This is a genomic window from Bacteroides sp. HF-4919, assembly GCF_018860125.1.
This window is the reverse complement of record NZ_JAHKNF010000003.1, coordinates 72,492-97,876: the sequence shown is the minus strand read 5'-3', so window position 1 is coordinate 97,876 and position 25,385 is coordinate 72,492. Positions and strand designations below refer to the sequence as shown.

Sequence of the window (25,385 nt, the reverse complement as noted above, 5' to 3'; positions counted from 1 at the left end):
AGTCTTAAGAGAGTGTGTTGAAACTCACCACAGAGGACGCAAAGTAACATAGAGTAAATTTTAAACCATTGATTATCAATGTTGATAATCTGTGAGAATCGGTGTAATCTGTGGTGAAAAGTTTTTGGCACATCCCCTTTCAGAAACCTATTTCTTTTGTTGGTTGTTTTAAGTTTGCAGGGGGAGGATTGCCGTGAGGCAACCCTCTCTTCTTTTATTCAATGATCTCCGCGTCCTCTATCTCTCCTTTCACCGGAGTTTTAGGACGGCGACGGGCAAACTTGAACCAGTTGATCAGTTCGGAAATGGCATAAACCAAGCTGCTGATACCGATAATCATGAAAGCCGTGTTGCGTGCTCCGGTAGGATTGAACAGGGCTACGACACCCGCTATCAGGATCAGGGCCGGTATCACATAAAAGCCGCCCGGCACAGGCATCCAGCGACGTGCCATCGAAAGGGATGCAATCTGTTGTACGCCTCCCATAATCAGGATAAAGCCCAGCAGGAACATCAGTACATCGGCAAAGAAGCCCGGCATCGTAACCAGCCAGAGTCCGAAGAGCAGACTTCCAACCCCCTCGATAGGGAAACGGCGGGACACACCCGGTTCGGGTTTGGTACCGAAATAACCAATCAGCACAATAAATCCCGGAATCAGGAACAATATGCCAATGGTTATGACAATATAATTAATTGCCGCGTCCGGCCAGAGCACCAACACCAGGCCGATGACAAGCGCACAAATAGTGCGGATAAGAGAATAATTCATTGATTTCATATCTTACATTTTTTTAACGGGGTATCCCGCATACTTTCTGCGAATATACGTGTTTCTGTCTACATATAAAAAGAACAAATGATTTTTGTAATAAGTTCATAGCAAGAATGTAATATCTATTACATCGCAGAAGCATACTTTTGCAAAAAAATAAGTAAACTCTTATCCGAATGAAATCAGACGAAGCGAGACGTAAAAAGCTTTATGTAGAACGGGACATCAGTTGGATGTACTTTAATCAACGCATTTTGCTTGAAGCTGCCCGCCCGGAAGTTCCCTTACTGGAGCAACTTACTTTCCTGGGCATTTACTCAAACAACTTAGACGAGTTTTTCCGTGTTCGTGTGGCTACATTGAACCGTATTGTGGAGTATGGCGACAAAAATATCCGCGAAGAACGTGATACGGCCGCACGCACACTGAAGCAGATCGGCAAGCTGCACAATCAGTACTACCGGCAATTTGAAGAAACGTTCGCTTCGATCATGGAAAAGTTGAAACAAGAAAACATCCATGTCATCAAAGACACCGAACTCACACCGGAACAAGAGCTCTTCATCACTTCACTCTACCGGAACCGGTTGAACGGTTCTACCAACCCGCTCTTTCTCAATAAAACCTCCCGCCAACCGGACGACCAGACCGACGAAGACATCTACCTGGCCATCCGCCTGCAACGCAAAGACGGCGAGGGAAAAGTGAAAGTAAGAGATTATGCCGTCATCGAACTTCCCACCAACGAGTTCGGACGTTTCATCCGTCTGCCGGATTCGGACGGTAAAACGTATCTGATGTTCCTGGATGACGTCATCCGCTACTGCCTGCCGATGATCTTCATAGGTATGAACTATACGGATTATGAAGCCTATACCTTCAAATTCACCAAAGATGCCGAAATGGAGATAGACAGCGACTTGCGTACGGGTGTACTTCAAAAGATATCAAAAGGGGTGAAAAGCCGGAAGCGTGGTGAACCGATCCGTTTCGTCTATGACCAACAGATGCCGAAAGACCTGCTGCGAAAGCTGACCGACCGCCTCAACGTAGACAAAAACGACACCCGTGTAGCCGGCGGACGTTATCATAACTTCAAAGACCTGATGAAGTTCCCCGACTGCGGGCGCACTGACCTGAAATACCCTGCCTGGCCTCCCGTCTTCAAGCAGGAGCTGAACGGTGAGGAAAGTATCCTGAAACTGATCCGGAAGCAAGACCGCTCGCTGCATTACCCCTATCAATCGTTCGACACGGTGATACGCGTACTGCGTGAAGCGGCCATCAGCAAAGAGGTGAGAAACATCAAGATGACCCTCTATCGCCTGGCCAAAGATTCGAAGGTAGTGAAAGCCTTGATCTGTGCGGCACAAAACGGGAAAAAGGTGACCGTCATCATCGAGTTGCTTGCCCGCTTCGACGAAGCCTCCAACATCAATTGGAGCAAACGTATGCAGGATGCCGGAATCAAAGTGATCTTCGGAGTGGAAGGACTGAAGATTCACTCCAAACTGATACATATCGGAACACGGTTCGGTGACCTGGCTTGTATCAGCACCGGAAACTTTCACGAAGGAAACGCACGGATGTACACCGATTTCACTATCATGACCGCACACCGGTCCATCGTACGCGAGGTCAACTCGGTATTCGATTTTATCGAGAAGCCGTATCTTCCCGCCAACTTCAAAGAACTGCTCGTGTCACCCAACGATATGCGCAAACGGCTGATAGCACTGATCAACAAGGAAATCAAAAACAAGCAGCAAGGAAAAGAGGCCTACATCCTTGCCAAAGTGAACCACATCACCGACCGGACGCTGGTACAGAAACTCTACGAGGCTTCGACAGCCGGCGTACAGATAGACCTGGTGGTCCGGGGCAACTGTTCACTGGTGACCGGTGTGCCCCGAATCAGCGACAACATCCGGATCAACGGTATCATTGACCGTTACCTGGAACATCCGCGCATCTTTATCTTTGCCAACGGAGGAGAAGAGAAATATTATATAGGATCGGCGGATTGGATGCCCCGTAACCTGGACAACCGCATCGAAGTGCTCACACCCGTATACGATAAAGCGATACAGGATGAACTGAAAAAAGTGGTCTGCTACGGACTCCGCGATACGGCCAAAGGACGCATCGTAGACGGCAGTGGCGAAAACAAGACATGGGAGGAAAGCGGTGTCCCTTTCCGCTCTCAGGAAGAATTATACAAATACTATAAAGAATCAGAATGAAGAAAGTAAACTATGCCGCCATCGACATTGGTTCCAATGCCGTGCGGTTATTGATAAAGAGTGTAAACGAGGAAGGATCGCCCGAAGGATTATTGAGCAAAGTTCAGCTGATACGTATCCCCCTCAGGTTAGGTGAAGACGCTTTTACCACCGGAGAAATATCAGAAGAAAAAGCCGGGAAACTGATCCGGCTGATGAAAGCCTACAAGCAACTGATGAAGATATTCGAAGTGTCAGATTACCGCGCCTGTGCCACCTCGGCCATGCGTGATGCCCGCAACGGGAAAGCAATCACACGCAGAATAGAAAAGAAAACCGGTATCCGCGTCGAAATCATCGACGGGCAGGAAGAGGCGCATATCGTATACGATAACCACATCGAACAGCTTTTTGCTTCGGGACAGAACTACTTGTACGTTGACGTCGGTGGTGGTAGCACGGAAATCAACCTGATCTGCGACGCAGAACTCAAAAGCTCACGTTCCTATAATATCGGTACCGTGCGTATGCTCAGCGGCATGGTAAAGAACGAAGAAAAAGAACAGATGCGCTCCGACCTTCAGGCACTGGCTGCCGAATATTCCTCCATCCAGATCATCGGATCGGGAGGCAATATCAATAAACTTTTCCGCCTGGCGGACAAAAAGGACAAAAAACAATCTTTCCTTCCCGTCGAGTCGTTACAGGAAATCTGCGAAACCCTGAAGCCCCTCTCTAAAGAAGAACGGATCAAACAGTTCAAACTGAAGCCTGACCGGGCAGATGTAATTGTCCCGGCAGCGGAAATCTTTCTGGAAGTGGCAAAACAGGTGAACGCAACCGGTATCACAGTCCCGACCATCGGGCTATCAGACGGTATCATCGACAGCCTTTATACCAAAAACATGCGGACGGAAAACGATGAACGATGAACGGAGACTCACCACAGAGGACACAGAGTACACAGAGAAAAGATTATAGAGATGGATCATCCGTACTTAGCATATCTGTGCATTCCGAGTAATCTGTGGTGAAAAAACATAAAAGAACTCTGTGCCCTCTGTGTACTCTGTGGTGAATACAAGACTAAAGTGCGCTCTTCAGGATTTCCTTCGCAACAGCTCCGGTCACATTTTCGTTCTCGCCATATTTCACACCCCGTTCATTGAAACGGCGTTCTATTTCATCAATCGTCTCCATGCCGATGCCCTCTTCACTCAGGCGGGTAGTCAGCCCTAATGAACGGAAAAACTCCTCTGTACGGCGGATCGTTTCATCGATACGTTCGTCACGGGTCCCGGAAGTAATGCCGAGTACCCTCTCGCCATATTGCAGAATCTTATCACCTTTCACCTTGCGAAGCACACGCAGAGTAGCGGGGAATACGATGACCAGTGTATGTCCGTGTGTCAGTCCATGAAGTGCGGTCAGTTCGTGCCCGATCATGTGCGTAGCCCAGTCCTGAGATACTCCCATAGCGATAAAGCCGTTCAGTGCCATCGTTGCCGACAGCATAAAATCGGCCATCAGCTGATAATCGTGCTGATTCTCACGGATCTTCGGAGCTATCTCCATCAAGGTTTGCAGGATACCTTCCGCCCAGCGGTCCATCACCCTACTCTGTCCCGGGGTTGTCATGTATTGCTCCATCACATGTACAAACGTATCAGCAATACCGCAGGCCACCTGATGGGGCGGCAGTGTAAACGTCACTTCCGGATCGAGAATGGAGAACAAGGGATAATTGGAATAGAAAGGATATTTCTCTTTGGTTTCATGACGCGAAATCACGGCTCCGCTGTTCATTTCCGATCCCGTGGCAGGCAGAGTGAGGACAGTAGCAAGAGGAACGGTATTTGTCACCGGACGTCCGGCAAGCACCAGATCCCACGCATCCCCATCGTACAACAGTCCGGCAGAAATCAGCTTCGTGCCATCGATGACCGATCCGCCTCCCACAGCCAGCAGATAGTCCACCTTCTCCTCTTTTCCAAGGGCAATGGCTTTACGTAAAGTCTCAATGGAAGGATTAGGCTCAATGCCCCAGAACTCTACAGTGAAATGATTCTTCAGGGCTTCTTTCACTTGGTCGTATACACCGTTTTTTTTCACGCTACCGCCACCGAAGGTAATCATCACCCGCTTCTCTGCCGGTATCTCTTTACTCAACCGGGCAATCATCCCGTGTCCCATGATCAGCTTCACGGGATTCTGAAAAATAAAATTATCCATAGGTTATCAGTTTATATCATCATTTATACGATATTCAATCAGATACAAAAATAATCGCTTCTTTCCGGAAAACAAAAAGATTTGCAGGGGAATCATGCGGAAAAAAAGACTTAAGTGTCTTTCAGGAAAGACTTAAGTGTTTCCGGCAAAAGACTTAAACGTTTTCGGAAAACGTCTAAGCGTTTCGCTGAAAAGACTTAAGTGTTTAGGACGAAAAATACAAGTCTTTAGTTTACAGGTAGCCAAGCGTTGATATCCTCGGCTACAAAAAGCCAGTAAAGCAGCAACAGGATGAATATGACAACGGCAATCGCAATTAAAACTTTTCTTTGTTTCATAATGTTTGGTTTCTGTTTTTAAATAATTTATATCTGAAGAAACAATATAAATAACAAAATGTTTAAAAAGGACTTCTATTTCGAGCATTCACAAATTATTTATTACACTCAATGTATATATAATATACATCGGTTAGGTCCAAAGGCTCAAGGTTCATTCTATGGGATTCATCCTCTGGAAAACACAAAGAATCCCCTGCATATAACATTAAAAATCAAATAATTACATACAAACATCTCTAATAATAGTGGACACAAAAACAGATAATGCGCAACTCTAAAAACAGACATAAATAATACACATATACAATACAATATATTTTACATCAATTCCAAAATGCGCTAAAGAGCAAAAGATTTTTAGAAAGTACTTTTTAACAACAAACACAACATCTTCCCACAAGGTATGATACTCATAGAGTGAACCTTGAGCCATTGAACCCTAATTTAAAGTTAAGCAAATTCATAATCTTCTGATAATAAAAAAGTTAATATTAAAAAAAACAGAAACAAAGCAATACAGGTTCAGCAGAATCAGGAACCACTCCCTGCGAGCATCCGACAATTAAAAATATGTACAGCAAGTATTTGAGAAATCATAAATAGATTCCCGCCAAAACAAAAAATAAAAAGGAGGGAAATAAAAAAAGAAAGATTTTATTTGTTATTCCAAACAAAGTATCTATATTTGCCCCCGTTAAATAACAATTAGCAATGATGAAAATGCAAGTAAATACATATTGGTGGTGGCGCCCGTTACAACTCCGACAGTCGTAAGGGAGCAGCGCTCGTATGTATATACCTCATTAAAGATATAACAGAAATTCAGAAAGAGCCCTGTCGCAACCTGCGACGGGGCTCTTTCTTTTTTGACCGAAAATACAAATAACGAATAAAAAATAGGATTATGAAAAGTTTCTTAGTTGATCAGGATGGCTATTACGGAGAATTCGGAGGTGCTTATGTGCCGGAAATACTCCACAAATGCGTAGAAGAGTTGAAAAACACGTATCTCAAAGTGATCGAAAGCGAGGATTTTAAAAAGGAATTCGACCAATTGCTGCGGGATTATGTAGGACGTCCTTCTCCCCTCTACCCGGCTCACCGCCTTTCGGAAAAGTATGGTTGCAGGATGTATCTGAAACGGGAAGACCTGAACCATACAGGAGCCCACAAGATAAACAACACCATCGGACAAATTCTGCTGGCACGCCGCATGGGCAAAAAGCGGATCATCGCCGAGACCGGTGCCGGACAGCACGGAGTGGCAACGGCCACCGTTTGCGCCCTGATGGACATGGAGTGCATCGTGTATATGGGAAAAACGGATGTAGAACGCCAGCATATCAATGTAGAGAAGATGAAGATGCTGGGAGCCACAGTCATCCCGGTAACATCGGGTAACATGACACTGAAAGATGCTACGAACGAAGCCATCCGCGACTGGTGCTGCCATCCTTCGGATACGTATTACATCATCGGTTCCACCGTAGGACCACACCCGTATCCGGATATGGTGGCACGCTTGCAGTCGGTCATCAGCGAAGAGATAAAAAAGCAACTTCAGGAAAAAGAGGGACGTGACTATCCGGACTACCTGATTGCCTGTGTGGGCGGAGGAAGCAACGCTGCCGGAACCATCTACCACTACATCGATGACGAACGGGTTCAGATCGTCTTGGCCGAAGCCGGTGGCAAGGGGATAGAAACCGGAATGACGGCAGCTACCATTCAATTGGGTAAAATGGGAATCATCCATGGTGCACGCACGTTCGTGATCCAAAACGAAGACGGGCAGATTGAAGAGCCTTACTCTATCTCCGCCGGACTGGACTATCCCGGTATCGGACCGATGCATGCCAATCTCGCCGACAAAAAACGGGCATTGGTGTTGGCCGTCAACGACGATGAAGCCATCCGTGCCGCTTACGAACTGACCCGGCTGGAAGGAATCATTCCCGCACTGGAATCGGCACATGCACTGGGAGCCTTGGATAAAATGACCTTCAAACCGGAAGATGTAGTCGTGCTGACCGTATCGGGACGGGGAGATAAAGATATAGAAACTTATTTGGGATAAATCATTTCACCACAGATTACACGGATTAACACAGATTTTTTAATCTAATTACCCACAAAACAGATCGTCAATCTGCGAAAATCTGTGTAATCTGTGGTGAATTCAAAATCAAATTAAAAAGAAAAAAATTATGAATACCTTTCATTATACCACCCATAGCAAGCAGGTCTTGGGCGACCTGCACACTCCGGTAAGCATCTACCTCAAAGTGCGCGATATGTATCCGCAATCGGCATTAATGGAAAGCTCGGATTATCATGCCGGAGAAAATTCCCTCTCGTTCATCGCACTCTGCCCATTGGCAAGCATCGGCATAAACAGTGGAATAGTGACCACTACGTATCCCGACAACAGCCGCCGGGAAGAACCACTCAACAAGACGTTCCACGTAGAGAATGCGTTCAACCGCTTCATCAACCAGTTCCATGTAGTGGGAGCCGATAAGAAATTCTGCGGACTGTATGGCTATACCACTTTCAACGCAGTGAAGTACTTTGAGCACATCCCCGTGAAAGAAAGCCACGACGAGCAAAACGACGCTCCGGACCTGCTATACATATTATATAAGTACATCATCGTCTTCAATCACTTCAAGAACGAGCTGACTCTGGTGGAAATGCTGGCGGAAGGAGAAGAAAGCAGTCTGTCACAACTGGAATCGGCCATAGAGAACCGCAACTATGCCTCGTATAACTTCTCAGTGACCGGTCCCGTCACCAGTACCATCACCGACGAAGAGCACAAAGCGAATGTACGCAAAGGTATCGCCCACTGCCTCCGGGGAGATGTCTTCCAGATTGTACTGTCCAGACGGTTCATCCAGCCTTATGCCGGTGACGACTTCAAGGTATACCGCGCGCTACGCAGCATCAACCCCTCCCCTTACCTGTTCTATTTTGACTTCGGCGGATACCGCATCTTCGGTTCGTCACCGGAAACACACTGCAAAGTGGAAGACGGACAAGCCTATATCGATCCGATTGCCGGAACCACACGGCGTACGGGAGACACCATAAAGGACAAAGAACTGACGGAAGCACTTCTGGCCGACCCGAAAGAGAACGCAGAGCATGTGATGCTGGTAGATCTGGCACGCAACGACCTCAGCCGCAATTGCCACGACGTGCGGGTGCTGTTTTACAAAGAGCCGCAATATTACAGCCATGTCATCCATTTGGTAAGCCGCGTCAGCGGAGCACTGAACAAAGGGGCGAATCCGCTCAAGACTTTCATCGACACTTTCCCGGCCGGGACGTTGAGCGGCGCACCGAAAGTACGTGCCATGCAGCTTATCAGTGAGATAGAGCCGCACAACCGCGGAGCTTACGGAGGCTGCATCGGTTTCATCGGACTGGACGGGGAACTGAACCAGGCCATTACGATCCGTACTTTTGTAAGCCGCAACAATGAATTGTGGTTCCAGGCCGGAGGAGGCATCGTGGCACGCAGTCAGGACGAATACGAACTGCAAGAGGTCAACAACAAACTGGGAGCACTGAAGAAAGCAATAGATCTGGCCGTAAAACTAAAAAACTAAAAGGCATTCACCACAGAGGACACAGAGATTAATTAGCTGCGCTCCATCTGTTTTCAGATAAAAGAACCTAAGAACCCATAAAGAATTATCTGTTCTTTTGTTCTTATGTCTAAAAAAAACTCTGTGCAGCCTGTGTCCTCTGTGGTGAACCCAAACTCTAAAACAAATAAAAAAACAATGAATAACAAGATAGATCCCCTTAACAGACGGGAAGAAGCGATTCTGCTCCTGGACAACTATGACTCTTTCACTTACAACCTGCTGCACGTGGTAAAAGAGTTGGGAGCCACTAACATTGAAGTGTTCCGCAACGACGAAATTTCACTGGAAGAAGTGGAACGTTTTGATAAAATCATCCTTTCGCCGGGACCGGGCATACCGGAAGAAGCCGGACTGCTGCTACCCATTATCCGGAAATATGCACCGACCAAAAGCATCTTAGGAGTTTGCCTGGGACATCAGGCCATCGGTGAAGCCTTCGGGGCAGCACTCGAAAACCTGACAGAAGTATACCATGGCATACAGACTCCGGTCAACATCCTGAAGGAAGATGTTCTTTTTAAAGGTTTGGGACACGAAATACCCGTAGGCCGCTATCATTCGTGGGTAGTAAGCCGCGAGGACTTCCCCGAATGCCTCGAGATCACCGCCGAAAGCCGTGAAGAACAAATCATGGCATTGCGGCACCGCACGTACAATGTACATGGCATCCAGTTCCATCCCGAATCGGTGCTGACTCCGCAAGGAAAAGAAATCATTAAAAACTTCTTAAACCAATAAACCCCATGAAACAGATTCTATATAAATTATTCGAACATCAATACCTGGGACGGGACGAAGCCCGTACCATATTGCAGAACATTGCACAAGGCAAATACAACGACGCACAAGTGGCCTCACTGATAACCGTCTTCTTGATGCGCAACATATCGGTAGAGGAACTTTGCGGATTCCGTGATGCGTTGCTCGAAATGCGCGTACCGGTGGATCTGAGTGAATTTGCGCCTATCGATATCGTAGGAACCGGAGGTGACGGCAAAAATACATTCAACATCTCTACCGCAGCCTGTTTCACTGTGGCAGGAGCCGGATTTCCGGTAGTAAAACATGGCAATTACGGTGCCACTTCCGTCAGCGGAGCCAGCAACGTAATGGAACAGCATGGAGTAAAATTCACCGGCGATGCAGACCGGCTCCGCCGTTCTATGGAAAAGTGCAACATCGCCTATCTGCATGCCCCTTTGTTCAACCCTGCCCTGAAAGCAGTGGCACCGATACGGAAAGCGTTGGCCGTACGTACCTTTTTCAATATGCTCGGTCCGTTGGTAAACCCTGTCATACCGCAATATCAGTTACTTGGAGTCTACAACCTCCCGTTGCTCCGTCTGTACACATATACCTATCAGGAGAGCGCCACCCGCTTTGCCGTTGTACATAGTCTGGACGGGTATGATGAAATCTCCCTGACCGACGAATTTAAAGTGGCTACCTGCGGCAACGAAAAAATCTATACTCCGGAAAGTCTCGGCTTCAACCGTTACGGAGAAGCCGACCTCGACGGCGGAAATACCCCGGAGGACGCAGCAAAAATATTTGATGCTGTTATGGAAGGAACGGCTACGGAAGCACAAAAGAACGTAGTGGTTGTCAATGCTGCCTTCGCCATCCAGGTGATCTGTCCGGATAAACCGATAGAAGAATGCATCGCCCTCGCCCGTGAATCACTGGACAGCGGCAAGGCAAAAGAGACCTTAAAGAAATTTGTTGAACTAAACAGATAGGAAAACTATCGCCCACCCAAAAGCATGAAAGATATATTATCCGAAATCATCGCCAACAAGCGTTTCGAAATAGACTTGCAGAAACAGGCCATCCCATCGGAACAGCTTCAGGAGAAACTATCTGACGAAATACAGCCCGGATACTCCATGAAGCAGGCACTAACTTCCTCGTCTACCGGTATTATTGCAGAATTCAAACGCCGCTCTCCATCCAAAGGATGGATTTATGAAGACGCACGCCCCGAACAGGTAGTGCCGGAATATGCAGCCTCAGGTGCTTCGGCGCTTTCTATCCTCACAGACGAAAAGTTCTTCGGAGGAAGCCTGAAGGATATCCGTACGGCACGCCCGCTGGTAAATATTCCGATTCTGCGCAAAGATTTCATAATCGACGAATATCAACTGTATCAGGCCAAAATAGTCGGAGCCGATGCCGTACTGCTGATTGCTGCCGCACTGGATACAGAGAAGTGCCATGCCCTTGCTGAAAAAGCTCATGAACTGGGATTGGAAGTCTTGCTGGAAATCCATACCGCCGAAGAGTTACCATTTATAAATAAGGAGATCGATATGGTGGGGATCAATAACCGAAATCTCGGCACTTTCTTTACGGATGTGGAGAACTCGTTCCGATTGGCCGGACAACTGCCCCGGAACACAGTATTGGTGTCGGAAAGCGGCATATCCGACCCGCAAACCGTGAAGCGCTTGCGTAATGCCGGATTCAGAGGATTCCTGATCGGAGAAACGTTTATGAAAACCGGGCAACCGGGCAAGAAACTGGAAGAATTTATAAACGAATCGAACCCAGTAACCCATTCCCATGACAAATTCACCACAGAGTAGCACAGAGGACACAGAGTTTTAATTTTCAAGTCCACAGAAATATCTTAAATTTTCCCTCTGTGTCCTCTGTGTCCTCTGTGTCCTCCGTGGTGAATCGAAATCAAAACCATTCAATTAAGAACAAGAATGATAAACGACAAACTGATAAAAGTCTGCGGAATGCGCGAAGCCGACAATATCCGCGATGTAGAACAACTAAAGGTCGACATGATAGGCTTTATCTTCTACCCGAAGTCTCCCCGCTGCCTATGCGAGCTTCCGGCTTACATGCCGGATGCGGCAAAGCGTGTGGGTGTCTTTGTCAACGAAGACAAAAAAGAAATCGAGATACTTGCCGACCGTTTCAGTCTGGATTATATCCAGCTGCATGGCAATGAATCACCGGAATACTGTCATTCACTCCGGTCAACCGGGTTAAGGCTGATCAAAGCGTTTTCCATCGCCCGGAGAAAGGATTTTGAGAACACCGAAGCATACGAAAAATCTTGTGACTATTTCCTGTTTGACACCAAATGTGAACAACATGGCGGCTCGGGCAATCAATTCGACTGGACGATGCTGAACAGTTACAAAGGGAAAAAGCCTTTCTTACTTAGCGGCGGAATCAATCCATACAGTGCTCCGACCCTGAAAGAATTGCGTCATCCCCAATTGGCGGGTTTTGACCTGAACAGTCGTTTCGAAACCAAACCGGGACTGAAAGAGGTAGAAAGACTCAAGTTCTTTTTAGAGCAACTGGGGAAATAAAACTCCACCGACCCTGAATATAAAAAAGTAATGAATTAAAAATAAAAGTGTATGAACAGAATAAACCAACTTTTCAGTAGCAATCCCAAGGATTTGCTATCCATCTATTTTTGTGCCGGCACTCCTACACTGGAGGGAACAGCCGAAGTGATCCGTGCCCTCGAGAAACATGGAGTAAACATGATCGAAATCGGTATCCCTTTCAGTGATCCGATGGCAGACGGCATTGTAATCCAGAATGCAGCCACACAAGCCCTACGCAACGGGATGTCGCTCAAACTTCTGTTTGAACAGCTGCATAATATCCGCCGGGATGTAAAAATCCCATTGATATTAATGGGATACCTCAACCCGATTATGCAGTTCGGCTTCGATAACTTCTGCCGGCAGTGTGCCGAATGTGGAATCGACGGTGTCATCATTCCCGACCTTCCCTTCAAAGACTATCAAGAGCACTTCCGCAACATTGCGGAGCAATATGACATGAAAGTGATTATGCTTATCACTCCCGAAACGAGTGAAGAGCGTGTACACGAGATTGACGAACATACGGACGGTTTTATCTATATGGTTTCGTCGGCTGCCACCACAGGGGCACAACAGGACTTTGACGAACAAAAACGTGCGTACTTTAAAAAGATTGAAAAGATGAATCTGCGCAATCCACGCATGGTAGGTTTCGGCATCAGCAACCGGACCACTTTCCGTGCTGCCTGCGATAATGCCTCGGGAGCCATTATCGGCAGCCGTTTTGTTACTCTGCTCAATGAAGAAAAGGATCCTGAAAAGGCCATTCTCCGATTAATTGACGGAATAAAATAAGAACCAAACTCACCACAGAGGACACAGAGCAACACAGAGACGATTTTAAGTCGTTGTTTGTTAGTAAAGAGCTCTGTGCTACTCCGTGGTGAAAAGAGTCTCGACACAGTCTCTTTTATCATTTATAGTTTATAGTTTATAGTTCTTTTTTGTATCTTTGTCGGCGAAACAGCAAAAAAAGATACAGATATGAAAGCAGATTACCCCTCCGTATTACTCATTTATACTGGTGGAACTATCGGAATGATAGAAAACCCGGAAACCGGTGCTCTGGAAAATTTTAATTTCGACCATCTACTAAAGCACGTACCCGAACTGAAAAGATTCAATTACCGCATCTCTTCCTATCAGTTTGATCCCCCTATTGACTCTTCGGACATGGAACCGGCATTTTGGGCCAAACTGGTTAAGATTATAAACTATAACTATGACTCTTTTGATGGGTTTGTCATCCTCCACGGCACCGATACAATGGCGTATACAGCTTCTGCCCTCAGCTTCATGCTCGAGAACCTGAGTAAACCTGTCATCCTGACCGGCTCTCAACTCCCGATCGGTACACTACGCACAGACGGCAAAGAAAACCTGATTACAGCTATTGAAATTGCAGCAGCCAAAAACCCGGATGGCACCGCAATCGTTCCCGAGGTCTGCATCTTTTTTGAAAACCATCTGATGCGTGGCAACCGCACGACTAAAATCAATGCTGAAAACTTCAACGCTTTCCGCTCGTTCAACTATCCCCCATTGGCACGAGTAGGCATCCATATTAAATATGAACCTAACCTGATCCGCAAACCGGATCTGACCAAGCCTCTGAAACCTCACTATCTGTTCGATACGAACGTAGTCATTCTGACACTCTTCCCCGGGATTCAGGAAGGGATCGTATCTGCACTGCTCCATGTGCCGGAACTAAAGGCAGTAGTATTAAAAACATTCGGTTCAGGCAATGCACCCCAGAAAGAGTGGTTTATCAGGGAACTGAAAGACGCTACGGACCGGGGCATCATTATCGTCAATATCACTCAATGTGCCTCCGGTGCCGTCGAAATGGAACGCTATGGCACCGGTATCCAGCTGCTTCAGGCAGGAGTCATCAGCGGATACGACAGCACACCGGAATGTGCGGTCACCAAATTAATGTTCCTCTTAGGGCATGGACTCGACAATAAAGAGATCAGGTATAAAATGAATTCTTGCCTGATCGGCGAAATAACCAAAAGGACCGAATAAACACTCCATGCACCAGGCCTCTTTGGCATCTTCGTTATCACCGGATCGTATTATTCCTAAAAAATATTAATGACGTTATAATAAGTTATATTTCAAACAATACAGGCCGATTAATAGTTGTACATTTGTGTCAAATATTTGCAAATGCTGAACAAAACAAACAAATATGAAAACAACAATTAACAAACTATTTTTTGCATCGTCAATGATCCTATCGACGGCGTGCATTACAGCTTGCGTTGATGATAACAAAGATCTCTATGACCCCTCTTATCAAACTCCCAATCCCATGGAGGATATCAGTGCTCCGGCGGGATTCGACTGGTCGTCTACAAATTCCATAAAATTTAGCGTGGAAGTCGATGATGAGTTTGACGGACAGTATTATTATACCGTAGAAATATTAGATAAGAATCCGCTTGAAGCAACAGCAGAGGATCCCTACAATACTTTAGCCAAAGGAGTTGCCAAGAAAGGAGAAGCTTATCAGACCGAAGTAGTGTCTTCCAAGGATATAAAGTATCTTTATGTCCGTCAGACTGACCCACGTGGCAGGGACCAGATAAAACAAGTGGAAATCAGCGAATCAACTTCCCATGTTCAATGCTCTTTTGCAGGTACGTCTGCCATCAAAACGAGAGCTTTGGTAGCCACCAGAGGAAATAACGGAGGAATTGACATTCCTAAAAGAGCAGAACAAAGCTATGACACCAATGGAGCTATCCCGATAACAAGTTCTTCCCAAGTTTTGGAAGGAGGGAAAGCCTATATTGTAACCGGAAAATTCCAAGGAAAATTTAAAGATACCTCTCTCAGCAACTCCAACAGAGCGACTGTCTATATACAAGGAAACTGGGAACCGGCACAAACTACTACTCAAGACTTCCTGGATATTATTGTTCTGAAGGGTGGAACGATTAAGGGAACGGGAACATACCTGAAACTACAGAATGCAAGTAATTTAACAATCCAATCCGGAGCCACGATTGAGATAACTAAATTGGAAGGTAATACGCACAGTACGATCTGTAATTTCGGTGAAATAAAAGTGGGTAATCTACTATTAAATTCTTTTGATCTCCTCTATAATGGGAATAAAGTAGATGTTAAACACAATATAGATGCCTCTCAGGGAGGAAGTATTCATAATTTCGGAGAATTAGATGTAGAAGAAGAAATAAAATTGAATACTTCTTCAATTGTATACAATGCTGCCGGAAGTGAGTTGGAAGCGGAGAAATATACAGCAGCCGGAAGTAAGAACGTGAACTTCGGAGAAATGGAATTCGATACATATGATAGCGGTGAAGCGGGAGGTTCCCTATATAATAACTGCATGCTCTTTGTAGAACATATGAAAGCAGGAGGCATTATTTATCTGGATCATGGAGTCATAGCAGAAGAAAAAGAAGATGACAAGAAAAAGGATTATTTTGAAGAAGCTGATGATATATACTTTTATGACAATGCCAAACTGACGTTGGCCAATGGTTCAATGATAAAAGCAGAAAAAATAACCATTAACTCCGGTTTTTCAGCTATAGGCGAAGGAGATGAAGCTTCTCTATTGAAAGTGACCGATAAATTACAGATCGATAACTGCTCAAATAAGTTTAGTGGTAAACTTTATATCAGCGGTAAAATCAATTGTTCCCATAATGACATGTATCAAGCGGGAAGTGAGGTGATCTTTTCAAGCGAGCCCGATATCATCATAACCGGCTGCAATGGAAAAACGGAACTGCCGGATCCTGCTCCGGAACCTTCTGATCCTAACTTCCCGATTATTGTGGATGACAACCATAATTATACATACCTGTTCGAAGACCAGTGGCCTCTGTATGGAGACTACGACATGAATGATATCGTTCTGGAAATAAAACACAGAAAGACAAGTATAGACAAATGGAATAAGATCACAGAACTCGACCTGACGATTGAGTTAACTGCTGTCGGTGCCCAGAAAGCAATTGCAGCAGCCATCATGTTCGACGAAATTCCGGCATCTGCCATCACGCAGCCTGTTACTTACGCAAACAACTATCGTCCGATATCATTCGACCTTACTGATAAGAATATAGAGAAAGGCCAGGACTATGCGGTAGTTCCCCTGTTTGACAATGCACATGCACTGATGGAGCGCCCGGCAGGTTCGTTCGTCAATACAGTTTCCGGTAGTGACAATAACCAAAAGGACTCCAAGATCATCAACTTTACACTCAGATTCGACCAGGCGTCGGCACCAAGCAGTGATGCACTCAATATAAACAAACTGAATCTCTTCATCATCACTGACAGAGGCAGCAAACGAAAAGAGATCCACGTAGCCGGATATCAGCCAACCAAACTGGCAAATACTGAACTGTTCGGAGGCAACAATGATGCATCTTCCGTAAACGGAAAGAAATATTATATCAGCAAAGATAATCTGGCATGGGGCATCATAGTTCCCACCCAATTTAAATGGCCGTTAGAATATACAAAGATTCAAAATGCATATAAACAGTTTGCCGGATGGGTAACCAGCGGTGGAGTGAATAACACAAAGTGGTGGAACGATTTTGATAATACCAAAGTGTTCCAGACCAATAAAAATTAGAACAGACTATTGAACAGAAGGCTGTGTCAAAACTCACCACAGGAGGACACAGAGTAACACAGAGGCAATTTTAAATTGTTGATTATTAGCAAAAAGACTCTGTGCTACTCTGTGTTACTCCGTGGTGAAAATAGTTTCGACCCAGCCTCTTTTCGTGTCTAAAAGAGAGTCTTCAGATAAAAACACTTCTTTTAGAGAACATTGTTACAGAAATATTATATATATTTGCAGTACTGAGTAAATATACTCTATCTTACACTTAAACAAACAACAAAGCAAACATCATAACGATACTTAATCACATTATGAGAAAGAAGATATTACTTGTTGACGATAAAGAAACGATTGGTAAAGTAGCGTCAATCTATTTAGGCAAAGATTACGATTGCCAGTATGTACAAAATCCGATAAAAGCAATTGAATGGTTATATGAAGGTAATTTACCGGACCTGATAATATCAGACATACGAATGCCGGAGATGAGAGGAGATGAATTCCTGCATTACCTGAAGCACAATGAATTGTTCAAAGACATCCCCGTCATTATGCTCTCCAGTGAAGAAAGTACAACCGAAAGAATCAGATTATTGGAAGAAGGAGCCGAAGACTATATCCTGAAACCTTTCAACCCCATGGAGCTAAAAATCCGTGTCAGAAAAATCATAGACTAAATGCCACATCTCATTTATATCGGGAGACATACTGCTACTATCGAACATTTCTCTAAGATAGCTGAAGGTGCGTTTTATGCCATTCAAAACAGCAAGAAAGCGAGCGAATTTATCGATAAGATTCGTGAAAAGTATGATATAGCGATCCTTTTCGAAGAACGGGATCTATCAAAAGATATTCCTGAGATCCAGTATCTGAGAAAAAAATTCCCGGGTGTATACATCGTCCTTGTCACTGAAGGAATCAATAAAGAAGACAGGCCCGTCTATCTGAAAGCCGGTATCAATAATTCAATGTCGTTTGATTCTACCTCCGAAGCATTTAAAAACATGTCGGAGTTTATGATGCGACGGAAACAGCAAAAAATTAACGATATCAACGAAAAAGGATCGAATTTACAGGCTTTCAGACTGCCTTTATGGAAAAGATTATTTGATATAACTTTCTCGTCGATAGCCATACTCTGCTTATCTCCGATACTGTTAATCACAGCGTTAGCCATCCGGATGGAGAGTAAGGGTGCCGTAGTGTATAAATCCAAACGGGTAGGAAGCAACTACAAAATATTCGATTTCCTGAAATTCCGTTCCATGTATACCGATGCGGACAAACATCTGAGAGACTTCAACCAGCTTAACCAATATCAGGCCGAGGAGGAGGAACAGAACCCGGCGGAAGAAGAACTGCTGATCAGCGATGATATGGAGCTGAATGAGGAAGAAATCATGCTTATTTCAGATGATTTCGTCATATCCGAACAAAGCTATACAAATAAAAAGTCCGTAGAAAAGAAAAATGCGTTCGTTAAACTGGAGAATGATCCCCGCATCACCAAAGTGGGACGCATCATCCGTAAGTACAGCATCGACGAACTGCCGCAACTTATCAATATCCTGAAAGGAGATATGTCCATCGTGGGCAACCGCCCTCTCCCGCTTTACGAAGCCGAACTGCTGACAAGCGATGAATATATCGACCGCTTCATGGGGCCGGCCGGGCTAACGGGACTTTGGCAGGTAGAAAAACGCGGAAGCAGTGGGAAAATGTCCGCTGATGAACGTAAGCAACTGGATATAAAATATGCCAAAACGTTCTCCTTCCAACTGGATATGAAAATTATCCTGAGAACTTTCACGGCGTTTATACAAAAAGAGAACGTATAACCGTACATATGAAACTATGGATACTTTTATTCAAATAACAGATTTTATTCTGTTTCTGTGCTTCAGCCTGTTTACCATCTATCTGGGAATACCGGCAGTGGCAGCTTCTTTAAAGAATGCCACGCGATACCCGAAGACAGGAAAGAAACATAGATTTGCCATTCTGTTCCCTACGGATACTCCTTTCTCTTTTTCGCCCGACTATCCGGAAGAGCTGTATAAAGTATTCACTTACGAAGACCTGACAGAAACCGTAGGTACGCTGGATGAAAAGGATTTTGATGCCGTAATCATCCTCGGAAAAACAACTTGGATTGAACCTGCGTTTCTGAATGAAATAAATAAAGCATTCGATGGAGGAGCCAGAGCTATCCAACTTCATCCTATCACAGAAAACCGTTCTACCCGGAAGCAATACTTTCAGGCATTGAACGAAGAAATCAATCATTCTTTCTTCCGGAAAGGAGCCATCCGCCTGGGAGTATCATCGGCCTTATGCGGTACGGATATGGTGTTAGATCTGGCATGGCTGAAGAAGAACCAAAAGAGCCGTAAGAGTAATCTGGAAAGAAGATTAGTCCGGCAGGGCATCTTCGTCGAATATCTGGAAACGGTAAAAGTCTACAGCAATGACATACGTATCCCACAATATAAAGTAAGATTCTCCAAGGCTCTCTCAGCACTTCCGGAAGCAATGCTCACGGCACACTGGGATTATTGCAACAAGATTTTCAGATGGGTTCTGCCTTCCTGGAGAACAGGCTTAACCGCCATTTTTTTCATCGCAATACTGTTGCTTTGCTACAACTGGACTCTGTCTTTAAAGTGGTGGGCCTTACTTTACGTCCTGATATTCATCGTATGTCTGGCTATCCCGGATTATCTGGTAGGACAGAAAACCAAGAAATAACCAACTCTCCCCGACTATGGCACTGAAAGAGACAATCAAACAGAACCCTGCACTTAAACAAGCCGTACACCGATTCATCATGCATCCGGTGAAAACACGTCCCAACTGGTGGATACGCATATTCTCTTTTCTCTACCTGAAGCGGGGAAAAGGTTCCGTGATATACCGAAGCGTACGCCTCGACCTCCCTCCGTTCAACCTTTTCTCTCTTGGAAAATACTCGGTAGTAGAAGATTTTTCGTGTCTGAACAATGCGGTGGGTGACCTGATTATCGGTGATTATACCCGGATCGGACTGGGAAACACAATTATCGGCCCTGCAACCATCGGTCACCATGTAAATCTGGCACAGAACGTAACGGTGACCGGTCTTAACCATAACTATCAGGATGCAGACAAACGTATAGATGAACAAGGAGTGAGCACTCGGCCCGTCACGATTGAAGATGACGTGTGGATAGGCGCCAATGCAGTCATCTTGCCCGGCGTGACACTGGGAAAGCACTCGGTGGTAGCCGCAGGAAGTGTTGTCAGCCGTTCTGTCCCCCCCTACTCCGTATGTGCAGGCAGTCCGGCCAAAGTGATCAAGCAGTTCAATCCGCAAAGCAAAATCTGGGAAAAATAAGCCCGAATGGGCGAAAGTAACTACATATAGTGAGATATCTTACGTAATATACCCTAAAAAGGGGATTGTGGCAACTGCGAAAACACGCTATCTTTGCAGTATCAGAATTTAATTAATTAGTCATAATTTTATTACGTAGCCACATTTGAGTAAAAGGAACAATCCCGCCGAAGTGATTTCGTCGGGATTTTGTTATTTATATGGTTACCGGACAGATCAACCGGATATGAAACAGTGAAGAGAAAACAGTAAAATCCGGGCATAAAAAAACGAGTAAATTCTTCAGTAGAATTACCCGCCCCACATCAGAAAAGCCATAAAGGCTTTTCTTTAATACCTCAAAATTCCTAAAAACACAATCTTCTTTTTACCTAAAAAACTCTCAATACCTATTATTCTTTTACCTTTAAAAATCTTTACCTAATTGAAAATCACTTGAAACTTTTAATACCTTAAATCTTTATCTAATACCTAATATTCTATTTTACCTTAAAAAGCAATTTCCCAACTGCACTGCAAAGATACGGCTTTTTTCTAACCCGACAAGCGGTTTTATGTTTTATAACATTCTTTTAGAGCTATAAATCCTTTACGTCACTTAGCTCAACCAGCTTATTTACAATAGCATAGATGGTCAGACCGGCCGCACTGTGTATTTGCAGCTTCTTGCTGATATTTCTGCGATGTGTGATCACCGTATGGATAGAAAGAAAGAGTTTTTCGGCAATTTCCTTATTGGTCATTCCCTTCACCACACAAATCACGATCTCTTTCTCACGTTGACTCAGAGCCTCCTGGCTATCCTCCTCTTCTTCGGGTTCTATATTCTGCAAGAGATTGATTTTATTGGCCAACGCCTCCAAGTCATCGAAAATAGAAATGGACGCATCATACTTACTAAGCAGCGAAGCATCGATAAACGAACTGACCAATGCCACTACCCTGATTCCCTTGCCGGCAGTCTCTTCACGGAAACGCGCCACATCGAAAAAGTCGCCAAATGTGGGGTTGACCACCAATATATCGGGGAACTGTGTACGCAGGCAATCGTTGAGTGCCTCTACCGACAGCAGTTCTACCGGTTGAATTTTCAGATTGGGTAAACGTTTCAAAGCCAGCGTCAGGCCACTGCGAATAATCACCGACGTCTCGGCTACAGCTATACGGATTGATTCGTTATTTTTCATTTTCTCGCATCCTCCTTTCCAGTTTCAGAATGGCAGGAACAAACAAATAGTCTTCTACTTTACAGTGTGATTCAAGCCCTTCCTCACAAGCATAAATATCAAACAAGGCTGCATTCAGCACATTGGTATTTGCCTTGGCCGGACAATATTTAATAATAATGTTTTTCAGCTCCGTAAGCCGCTCTCCTACCTGCTCGTGATGTTTTGAGAAAGTGCTGATCTGATAATTCTTAGGCGCATTGCCATGAATCAGCGTATCCACATACTTAAACACTGTTTTTTCTTCATACTCCATATGTTTGCGTACCTCCCGCATATATCCGTCGAAGAACTTCAGAATAAGGAATGAAACATCGTCCTGCGAACAGTCAATGGCTTCAATCAACTTCCTCCGGATGGCCGGCAGACAGTAATCGAGAAAATAGATATGCGCTTGTCTCAGATAATCGACCAAAGCCGGTATGGAAATATCGTCGGCACTGCCGTCCATACGTGAGAACCCTTCAGCCATGAAATTCACAACAACCAAAAATGTATGGCAATCTACATTGTTCATCTCACAGACCTCTTTCACTGTCTTGTCACCAAACCCTAATGAAAGCCCAAAGCGGCTCATAACTTGTAAAAGAGAATAATTATCACCGATAAGGTCGATCATTTTATCGGTTGGTTTATATTTTTGTAGTTTATCCATCAACACCTTAATTATATTACGGGTGCAAAGAAACACAATATTTAGATGGTACGCAATCACTATAAATAGGTATTTTCACGATAAATAAACTAAAAAAACACAAGAAATGACGAAACAGGACGGCATGTAAACAACAAAATCATGGATTATCCTTCATCGTTCACCACTATTTTTTACCTTTGCATCAATCAACTAAAACATAACAATATGACAAACGAACTGGAGCTGAAATATGGTTGTAACCCCAACCAAAAACCCGCGCGTATCTTTATTAAGGAAGGCGAACTGCCCATCGAGGTCCTGAACGGCAGACCCGGATATATCAATCTGCTGGACGCCTTGAACAGTTGGCAGTTAGTGAAAGAACTGAAAGAAGCAACCGGACTTCCGGCTGCCGCTTCATTCAAGCACGTAAGTCCGGCAGGTGCCGCGATAGCAGTGGAAATGAGCGAAACATTGAAGAAGATTTATTTCGTAGACGACATGGAACTTTCTCCGATGGCAACTGCGTACGCCCGTGCCCGGGGTGCCGACCGGATGTCATCTTACGGAGATTTCATCGCCCTTTCTGATGTTTGCGATGAACCGACAGCCCGCATCATCAACCGTGAAGTGTCGGACGGAGTCATTGCTCCCGGCTACACTCCGGAGGCACTCGAGATTCTGAGAAACAAACGGAAAGGTACTTATAATGTAATCAGGATAGATCCGGCATACCGTCCGGCCCCCATCGAACATAAAGACGTATTCGGCATTACATTTGAGCAGGGACGCAATGAACTGAAGATTGACGAAAGCCTGCTAAAAGAAATGCCTACCCGGAACCGGAACATTCCGGCTGATGCCAAACGTGACTTGATTATCGCCCTGATCACTTTGAAGTATACACAGTCCAACTCCGTATGCTATGCCAAAGACGGGCAAGCCATCGGCATTGGTGCAGGACAGCAATCACGCATCCATTGTACCCGCCTGGCCGGAAACAAAGCCGACATCTGGTATTTGCGCCAACATCCGAAAGTGATGAATCTGCCTTGGAAAGAAAAGATACGCCGTGCCGACCGTGACAACACGATCGACGTATATATCTCGGACGACTATATGGATGTGCTGGCCGACGGCGTATGGGAACAGTTCTTCACCCGGAAACCGGAAGTGCTGACCCGTGAAGAAAAGCGTGCATGGCTCGATACGCAATCGGGCGTAGCTTTAGGCTCGGATGCCTTCTTTCCTTTTGGAGACAACATTGAACGTGCGCACAAAAGCGGCGTGAGCTACATTGCCCAGCCCGGTGGATCAGTTCGTGACGACCATGTGATAGATACCTGTGACAAATACGACATAGCGATGGCCTTTACGGGCATCCGGCTATTCCATCATTAATAACAATCGCCCCCTTTACTCCCCATTTATAGTGATAACTACCCTGTTATTTCCACTATAAATGGGGATTTTCTGTTTCTTCCGAACCTCTTATCTTTGCCACATCATTTAAAAACAAGATCAGAAAATGAATAAAATTGGAGTATTTTACGGTTCCACAACGGGGACTACCGAAGATGTAGCCCGCCGGATTGCAGAAAAACTGAACGTTCCTAAAGGTGACATCCACGATGCCTCAAAACTGAACGACGAGTTAGTGAAAGAGTATGATGTATTAGTGCTGGGCACCTCTACATGGGGAGCAGGCGAACTTCAGGATGATTGGTATGATGGCATTAAAGTGCTGAAGAAGGCCGACCTGTCTCACAAATTTGTAGCGCTCTTCGGTTGCGGCGACTCAGATTCATACGGCGATACCTTCTGCGACGGCATCGGTATCCTGTACGAAGAGCTGAAAGACACCCATTGCACCTTCTGCGGAGCAACCGACCCGTCCGACTACACATTCGACTCTTCTGTCGCAGTAGTCAACGGCAAATTCGTGGGACTTCCTTTGGATGAAGTTAACGAAGACAACAAGACCGACAAGCGTATTGCCCAATGGACTGAATCTTTAAAAAAAGAATGTATCAACTAATTTAAAATTCCGACGAACGTTATGGCTATCGAACGAAAGGTTCCGGGTGAAATACGAATTTTCCTGAACCATGTATACGAATTCAAGAAAGGGATACGCAACATGGTGCTCTACACCATGAATAAGGAGCACGAAGCGTTTGCCATACAACGTCTGGAAAAACAGAATATCAGTTACCTGATACAAGAAGTAAACACCAATAAGATAAATCTGTTCTTTGGTAAGGCCGAATGTATGGAAGCCATACGGCATATCATTATTCGGCCTTTGAACCATCTCACTCCGGAAGAAGATTTCATATTAGGCGCCATGCTCGGATACGATATCTGCCAACAATGTAAACGATATTGCAGTAAAAAAGAAAATATAAAGATTGCCGGATAAGTTTCAGATTGTTTTCAGTACAAGGACACGGTTCATCCGGCAGAAGGATACAGCCACGCCGGAATGAACCAACAGGATGACACAGAGTTTCGCAGAGGGAAAATAACAGCCAGCCCTGCGGAACTCTGTGTCACATTGTAGCGAGCCCACTTGCCCCCCCATACAACCCCACAGTCGCCTGATAAACCGTGCCGGTTTCGCCTACCTCTATTTCATAAAGAATGTTATCCCCGTAGTACTTTCCGCAGGAAATTTGTTTTATAAGAAAACAATTAATTAAAAATACCCGAAAACAAGATGATTAAAGCATTCTTCAAAAAGAACCTGCTCACATTTGTCGGACTGGCAATAGGAGCTGTAGGAGGATTCCTGTATTGGAAATACGTAGGCTGCACCGGCGGCACTTGTCCCATTACCTCCTCGCCGGTCAACAGCACCCTTTGGGGAGCTGTGATGGGCGGATTACTTCTGAACCTGTTTAAGACAGGCAGTACCCCGAAAAGAACCGACTAATC

Annotated in this window: 24 protein-coding genes; 19 read left to right on the top strand and 5 right to left on the bottom strand. The window is 45.1% G+C overall.

Annotation, left to right across the window (positions count from 1 at the left end):
- Positions 1-214: 214 nt before the first annotated feature.
- Positions 215-781 carry an HdeD family acid-resistance protein gene (locus tag KO473_RS06510; protein ID WP_005778321.1) on the bottom strand — a complete coding sequence of 189 codons (567 nt, stop codon included), beginning with the start codon at positions 779-781 and terminating at the stop codon, positions 215-217.
- A 170-nt stretch (positions 782-951) separates the two neighbouring features.
- On the opposite strand from KO473_RS06510, the gene KO473_RS06505 reads away from it, so the two are divergent.
- A complete protein-coding gene (locus tag KO473_RS06505; protein ID WP_122130440.1) occupies positions 952-3,018 on the top strand; it encodes an RNA degradosome polyphosphate kinase in 2,067 nt (688 codons plus the stop codon).
- Positions 3,015-3,929: a Ppx/GppA family phosphatase gene (locus KO473_RS06500; protein ID WP_005806613.1), complete on the top strand. Its 915-nt coding sequence runs from the start codon at positions 3,015-3,017 to the stop codon at positions 3,927-3,929. Before KO473_RS06505 ends, KO473_RS06500 begins: the two co-directional genes overlap by 4 nt.
- Positions 3,930-4,083: 154 nt before the next feature.
- On the opposite strand, the gene KO473_RS06495 is transcribed toward KO473_RS06500, so the two are convergent.
- Entirely contained in the window at positions 4,084-5,229 is a 1,146-nt protein-coding gene (locus KO473_RS06495) for an iron-containing alcohol dehydrogenase (protein ID WP_005778327.1), read from the bottom strand.
- A 132-nt stretch (positions 5,230-5,361) separates the two neighbouring features.
- Positions 5,362-5,655, bottom strand: a complete 294-nt coding sequence (locus KO473_RS06490; protein WP_165015058.1) for a hypothetical protein — start codon at positions 5,653-5,655, stop codon at positions 5,362-5,364.
- A gap of 819 nt (positions 5,656-6,474) precedes the next feature.
- Here KO473_RS06490 and trpB point away from each other — a divergent pair.
- The 13 genes from trpB to KO473_RS06425 all read left to right on the top strand — a co-directional run bounded on the left by trpB (position 6,475) and on the right by KO473_RS06425 (position 20,585).
- Positions 6,475-7,647, top strand: a complete 1,173-nt coding sequence (gene trpB, locus KO473_RS06485; RefSeq protein ID WP_005778331.1) for a tryptophan synthase subunit beta — start codon at positions 6,475-6,477, stop codon at positions 7,645-7,647.
- A gap of 130 nt (positions 7,648-7,777) precedes the next feature.
- Positions 7,778-9,184, top strand: a complete 1,407-nt coding sequence (locus KO473_RS06480; RefSeq protein ID WP_005778333.1) for an anthranilate synthase component I family protein — start codon at positions 7,778-7,780, stop codon at positions 9,182-9,184.
- Positions 9,185-9,361: 177 nt separating this feature from the next.
- Positions 9,362-9,964 carry an aminodeoxychorismate/anthranilate synthase component II gene (locus KO473_RS06475; protein ID WP_122130439.1) on the top strand — a complete coding sequence of 201 codons (603 nt, stop codon included), beginning with the start codon at positions 9,362-9,364 and terminating at the stop codon, positions 9,962-9,964.
- A 5-nt stretch (positions 9,965-9,969) separates the two neighbouring features.
- Positions 9,970-10,965 carry an anthranilate phosphoribosyltransferase gene (trpD, locus tag KO473_RS06470; protein WP_005778337.1) on the top strand — a complete coding sequence of 332 codons (996 nt, stop codon included), beginning with the start codon at positions 9,970-9,972 and terminating at the stop codon, positions 10,963-10,965.
- A gap of 24 nt (positions 10,966-10,989) precedes the next feature.
- Positions 10,990-11,811, top strand: coding sequence for an indole-3-glycerol phosphate synthase TrpC (gene trpC / locus KO473_RS06465; RefSeq protein ID WP_022012613.1), 822 nt, complete (start codon positions 10,990-10,992; stop codon positions 11,809-11,811).
- A gap of 126 nt (positions 11,812-11,937) precedes the next feature.
- Positions 11,938-12,558, top strand: a complete 621-nt coding sequence (locus tag KO473_RS06460) for a phosphoribosylanthranilate isomerase (protein ID WP_032540493.1) — start codon at positions 11,938-11,940, stop codon at positions 12,556-12,558.
- A 51-nt stretch (positions 12,559-12,609) separates the two neighbouring features.
- On the top strand, positions 12,610-13,380 hold the full coding sequence (gene trpA / locus KO473_RS06455; protein ID WP_122130438.1) for a tryptophan synthase subunit alpha: 771 nt from the start codon (positions 12,610-12,612) through the stop codon (positions 13,378-13,380).
- A 189-nt stretch (positions 13,381-13,569) separates the two neighbouring features.
- A complete protein-coding gene (locus KO473_RS06450) occupies positions 13,570-14,616 on the top strand; it encodes an asparaginase (protein WP_005778344.1) in 1,047 nt (348 codons plus the stop codon).
- Positions 14,617-14,782: 166 nt separating this feature from the next.
- Positions 14,783-17,215 (top strand): LruC domain-containing protein, encoded by a 2,433-nt coding sequence (locus KO473_RS06445; RefSeq protein ID WP_122130437.1) that lies wholly within the window; start codon positions 14,783-14,785, stop codon positions 17,213-17,215.
- A 305-nt stretch (positions 17,216-17,520) separates the two neighbouring features.
- Positions 17,521-17,886: a PleD family two-component system response regulator gene (locus tag KO473_RS06440; RefSeq protein WP_032530046.1), complete on the top strand. Its 366-nt coding sequence runs from the start codon at positions 17,521-17,523 to the stop codon at positions 17,884-17,886.
- A complete protein-coding gene (locus KO473_RS06435) occupies positions 17,887-19,050 on the top strand; it encodes a sugar transferase (RefSeq protein WP_005778348.1) in 1,164 nt (387 codons plus the stop codon).
- Between the two features lie 16 nt (positions 19,051-19,066).
- Entirely contained in the window at positions 19,067-19,960 is an 894-nt protein-coding gene (locus KO473_RS06430; protein WP_032530045.1) for a hypothetical protein, read from the top strand.
- A gap of 16 nt (positions 19,961-19,976) precedes the next feature.
- Complete coding sequence (locus KO473_RS06425; protein ID WP_044300258.1) at positions 19,977-20,585, top strand: DapH/DapD/GlmU-related protein; 609 nt, start codon at positions 19,977-19,979, stop codon at positions 20,583-20,585.
- Positions 20,586-21,163: 578 nt separating this feature from the next.
- Here KO473_RS06425 and KO473_RS06420 read toward each other — a convergent pair.
- Together KO473_RS06420 and KO473_RS06415 are read right to left on the bottom strand one after the other, a co-directional pair.
- Positions 21,164-21,772 carry a response regulator transcription factor gene (locus KO473_RS06420; protein WP_005806654.1) on the bottom strand — a complete coding sequence of 203 codons (609 nt, stop codon included), beginning with the start codon at positions 21,770-21,772 and terminating at the stop codon, positions 21,164-21,166.
- Positions 21,762-22,466, bottom strand: coding sequence for a hemerythrin domain-containing protein (locus KO473_RS06415; RefSeq protein WP_005778355.1), 705 nt, complete (start codon positions 22,464-22,466; stop codon positions 21,762-21,764). The genes KO473_RS06420 and KO473_RS06415 overlap by 11 nt, the downstream gene beginning before the upstream one ends.
- A gap of 207 nt (positions 22,467-22,673) precedes the next feature.
- On the opposite strand from KO473_RS06415, the gene KO473_RS06410 reads away from it, so the two are divergent.
- The 4 genes from KO473_RS06410 (at position 22,674) to KO473_RS06395 (ending at position 25,383) form a co-directional block, all read left to right on the top strand.
- Positions 22,674-23,849, top strand: a complete 1,176-nt coding sequence (locus KO473_RS06410) for a phosphoribosylaminoimidazolecarboxamide formyltransferase (RefSeq protein ID WP_032537055.1) — start codon at positions 22,674-22,676, stop codon at positions 23,847-23,849.
- Positions 23,850-23,976: 127 nt separating this feature from the next.
- Positions 23,977-24,486 carry a flavodoxin FldA gene (gene fldA, locus KO473_RS06405; protein WP_022012605.1) on the top strand — a complete coding sequence of 170 codons (510 nt, stop codon included), beginning with the start codon at positions 23,977-23,979 and terminating at the stop codon, positions 24,484-24,486.
- Between the two features lie 21 nt (positions 24,487-24,507).
- On the top strand, positions 24,508-24,870 hold the full coding sequence (locus KO473_RS06400) for a DUF2023 family protein (protein WP_005778362.1): 363 nt from the start codon (positions 24,508-24,510) through the stop codon (positions 24,868-24,870).
- A 297-nt stretch (positions 24,871-25,167) separates the two neighbouring features.
- Positions 25,168-25,383: a DUF6132 family protein gene (locus KO473_RS06395; RefSeq protein ID WP_005778363.1), complete on the top strand. Its 216-nt coding sequence runs from the start codon at positions 25,168-25,170 to the stop codon at positions 25,381-25,383.
- The last annotated feature ends 2 nt before the right edge of the window (positions 25,384-25,385 follow it).

Excerpts from the sequence above, each read along its gene's own strand:
- KO473_RS06510 (WP_005778321.1), bottom strand. The coding sequence starts at position 781 with ATGAAATCAATGAATTATTCTCTTATCCGCACTATTTGTGCGCTTGTC.
- KO473_RS06505 (WP_122130440.1), top strand. The coding sequence starts at position 952 with ATGAAATCAGACGAAGCGAGACGTAAAAAGCTTTATGTAGAACGGGAC.
- KO473_RS06500 (WP_005806613.1), top strand. The coding sequence starts at position 3,015 with ATGAAGAAAGTAAACTATGCCGCCATCGACATTGGTTCCAATGCCGTG.
- KO473_RS06495 (WP_005778327.1), bottom strand. The coding sequence starts at position 5,229 with ATGGATAATTTTATTTTTCAGAATCCCGTGAAGCTGATCATGGGACAC.
- KO473_RS06490 (WP_165015058.1), bottom strand. The coding sequence starts at position 5,655 with ATGCTCGAAATAGAAGTCCTTTTTAAACATTTTGTTATTTATATTGTT.
- trpB (WP_005778331.1), top strand. The coding sequence starts at position 6,475 with ATGAAAAGTTTCTTAGTTGATCAGGATGGCTATTACGGAGAATTCGGA.
- KO473_RS06480 (WP_005778333.1), top strand. The coding sequence starts at position 7,778 with ATGAATACCTTTCATTATACCACCCATAGCAAGCAGGTCTTGGGCGAC.
- KO473_RS06475 (WP_122130439.1), top strand. The coding sequence starts at position 9,362 with ATGAATAACAAGATAGATCCCCTTAACAGACGGGAAGAAGCGATTCTG.
- trpD (WP_005778337.1), top strand. The coding sequence starts at position 9,970 with ATGAAACAGATTCTATATAAATTATTCGAACATCAATACCTGGGACGG.
- trpC (WP_022012613.1), top strand. The coding sequence starts at position 10,990 with ATGAAAGATATATTATCCGAAATCATCGCCAACAAGCGTTTCGAAATA.
- KO473_RS06460 (WP_032540493.1), top strand. The coding sequence starts at position 11,938 with ATGATAAACGACAAACTGATAAAAGTCTGCGGAATGCGCGAAGCCGAC.
- trpA (WP_122130438.1), top strand. The coding sequence starts at position 12,610 with ATGAACAGAATAAACCAACTTTTCAGTAGCAATCCCAAGGATTTGCTA.
- KO473_RS06450 (WP_005778344.1), top strand. The coding sequence starts at position 13,570 with ATGAAAGCAGATTACCCCTCCGTATTACTCATTTATACTGGTGGAACT.
- KO473_RS06445 (WP_122130437.1), top strand. The coding sequence starts at position 14,783 with ATGAAAACAACAATTAACAAACTATTTTTTGCATCGTCAATGATCCTA.
- KO473_RS06440 (WP_032530046.1), top strand. The coding sequence starts at position 17,521 with ATGAGAAAGAAGATATTACTTGTTGACGATAAAGAAACGATTGGTAAA.
- KO473_RS06435 (WP_005778348.1), top strand. The coding sequence starts at position 17,887 with ATGCCACATCTCATTTATATCGGGAGACATACTGCTACTATCGAACAT.
- KO473_RS06430 (WP_032530045.1), top strand. The coding sequence starts at position 19,067 with ATGGATACTTTTATTCAAATAACAGATTTTATTCTGTTTCTGTGCTTC.
- KO473_RS06425 (WP_044300258.1), top strand. The coding sequence starts at position 19,977 with ATGGCACTGAAAGAGACAATCAAACAGAACCCTGCACTTAAACAAGCC.
- KO473_RS06420 (WP_005806654.1), bottom strand. The coding sequence starts at position 21,772 with ATGAAAAATAACGAATCAATCCGTATAGCTGTAGCCGAGACGTCGGTG.
- KO473_RS06415 (WP_005778355.1), bottom strand. The coding sequence starts at position 22,466 with ATGGATAAACTACAAAAATATAAACCAACCGATAAAATGATCGACCTT.
- KO473_RS06410 (WP_032537055.1), top strand. The coding sequence starts at position 22,674 with ATGACAAACGAACTGGAGCTGAAATATGGTTGTAACCCCAACCAAAAA.
- fldA (WP_022012605.1), top strand. The coding sequence starts at position 23,977 with ATGAATAAAATTGGAGTATTTTACGGTTCCACAACGGGGACTACCGAA.
- KO473_RS06400 (WP_005778362.1), top strand. The coding sequence starts at position 24,508 with ATGGCTATCGAACGAAAGGTTCCGGGTGAAATACGAATTTTCCTGAAC.
- KO473_RS06395 (WP_005778363.1), top strand. The coding sequence starts at position 25,168 with ATGATTAAAGCATTCTTCAAAAAGAACCTGCTCACATTTGTCGGACTG.